1 protein-coding gene is annotated in these 2,439 nt (G+C 39.0%); it reads right to left on the bottom strand.

Annotated elements, in window-relative coordinates; translation table 11 throughout:
• Nucleotides 1-69: 69 nt before the first annotated feature.
• The coding region (locus PL9214_RS10375; RefSeq protein ID WP_139295028.1) for a PAS domain-containing protein at nt 70-2,439 on the bottom strand (2,370 nt) is incomplete at its 5' end.

Genomic DNA, 2,439 nt, shown 5'->3' with positions numbered 1-2,439 from the left:
ATCGAAATTATCGGGGTCATCATCAATAATTAAAATAATCGGCATTTTTTCCATTACTGGGGGTTTCCTTTAATTCAATAAATCTTCAATCTTCTCGACCAGTTGTTTTAATTTGACTGGCTTAGAAAGATAATCATTTGCTCCTGCATTTAAACATTTTTCTTGATCTCCTGTCATCGCTAAAGCAGTTAAGGCAATAATGGGAGTAGAAGTTAACCGTTGTTCAGCCCGAATCTGACGAATAGCCTCTAGTCCATCTACTTTTGGCAGTTGAATATCCATCAATATTAAATCAGGAGATAAAGACTTGGCTAGTGTAACACCTTCTTCCCCATTTTTGGCGATTTCAATTTTGTAACCTTTACTACTTAAATAACTTGAGATTGTGGCAATATTTAACTCATTATCCTCAACTAATAAAAGAGTTGTGGAACTAGATGGGCGTTGGGAAATAGTCAAGATTGGGCTGTGTTTTGATGGCTGAAATTCTTTATACTGGATAGAATTAGGGGGAGATATCGTAGTTTCAACAGTTGGTGCTTTACTAACAACATAAGGTAAGCAAACCATAAAACAACTTCCTTTTCCTAACTCACTGGTAACTCCCACCGTTCCTTGATGAAGTTCGACTAAACGACGCACCAATGCTAATCCTAAGCCTGTGCCACTATACTGACGATTCAGACTGCTATCAATTTGGATAAACGGTTGGAATAATTTACTGGCATTTTCAGGGGTTAGGCCAATACCTGTATCGATGACCGAGAATTGTAATAAATTCTGCGGGGTTGAGAATATCACTTTTACCTCTAATTTGATACAGCCACCATCAGGAGTAAATTTAACGGCATTATTGAGGAGATTAATCAAAACTTGGCGAATCCGAAGCTCGTCTACTACAATATTTGCTAACCCTTCTGGGATCTTGGTCGTGAGTTGAATATTTTTCTTAAGGGCTTGTTGTCGAACAAAAGTTACGCTATTTGTGCACAGGTAATTGATCGATACTTGAGCTAACTGTAATTCTAATTTACCAGATTCTACTTTTGCGAGATCCAAAACATCGTTAATCAGAGCTAACAGATGATTACCACTGCGATCAATACTATTGATGGCTTGTTTCTGTTGTTTACTGAGGTTCCCAAAAACTCCATCCTGTAAGCCTTCACTCATTCCTAAAATCGCATTCAGGGGGGTGCGTAATTCGTGGCTCATATTCGCCAAAAATTCATCTTTAAGCCGGGTCGCTCGATCTAGTTCCGCATTTGTTAGGGTCAATCGTTCGTTTACCTGTCGCAGTTGTTTTTCCGCTTCTTTAGCGCTGGTAATATCAAAATTAACCCCGACCATTCGTTGCGGTTCTCCATTGTTATCCCGTTGAACTAAAGCATAAGCTTTGATATATCGGATGGAACCATTAGGATGAACCACTCGGAATTCTGGGTTGTATTCCTTCTCACTGCGTAACGCTTGTTGAATTGCAGTTTCAGTTCTTTCTCGATCCTGGGGATGCAATGCGTTTGCCCAAGTTTGATAGATGGTTTCTAGGACATCTGACTTCTCTAACCCATAAAGTTCATACATTTGCTCATCCCAGATCAGTTGGTCTTGCAAAATATCCCACTCCCAAATCCCAAATCCTCCAGATTTAATCGCCAAGGACAAGCGATCTGAAAGATTTTGCAATTTTTCTTCAGATTGTTTACGTTCAGTAATATCTTGAGCCGTACCCACAATTTGCTTGAGCGTTCCATCTTTGTTGTATAAGAAAGCTGCATCGCGACTGAGTAACCAGTGCCATTCCCCGTTGACATCTCGCAGCCGATATTCACAGTTTCGCTTTTCACCATTCTGGAGAGTATGTAAGTTGTTCAAATGAATCAACATAGAATCTAAATCATCGGGATGGACAAGATCGAGCAAAAATTGATTTTCCATCCCTTGGATCTGCTCAGGAGAATATCCCAAAATATCAACGATCGCACGATTGAAGTAAATATTGCGCTGTTCATCAAGATCGTAAATATAAAGAATATTAGGTGTATTATCAGTAATACTTTGAATAAAACGTTGACTTTCTTGTAATTCGGCGGTTCGTTCTTCAACTCTAGTTTCGAGTTCTTGATTGAATTGTTGCAGTTGTTTTTCTATTTTTTTCCGTTCCTGGAGTGCTGCTTGCTGTTGACTAATATCATTGGAACAACCAATTAAATAAATAATATTTTCCTCTTGATCCCGAATCACGGAAAGACGCAAGCTAATATAAATTTGTTGTCCTGATTTGGTGCGGTTCCGAAACTCAACTTCGTGGTTTCCTTTCGCCAATAAAGGCTGGAAGATTGACGATTGAAGTTGAGGAAAATCTTCAGGATAATAGAGTATGCTAATATTTTGACCAATGGCTTCAGCAGCAGTATAACCATAGAGTTTTTCCGCTCC

Origin of the sequence: Planktothrix tepida PCC 9214, from assembly GCF_900009145.1 — a bacterium.
Classification (GTDB): domain Bacteria; phylum Cyanobacteriota; class Cyanobacteriia; order Cyanobacteriales; family Microcoleaceae; genus Planktothrix; species Planktothrix tepida.
This window is presented reverse-complemented; position numbering and strand designations above follow the sequence as displayed.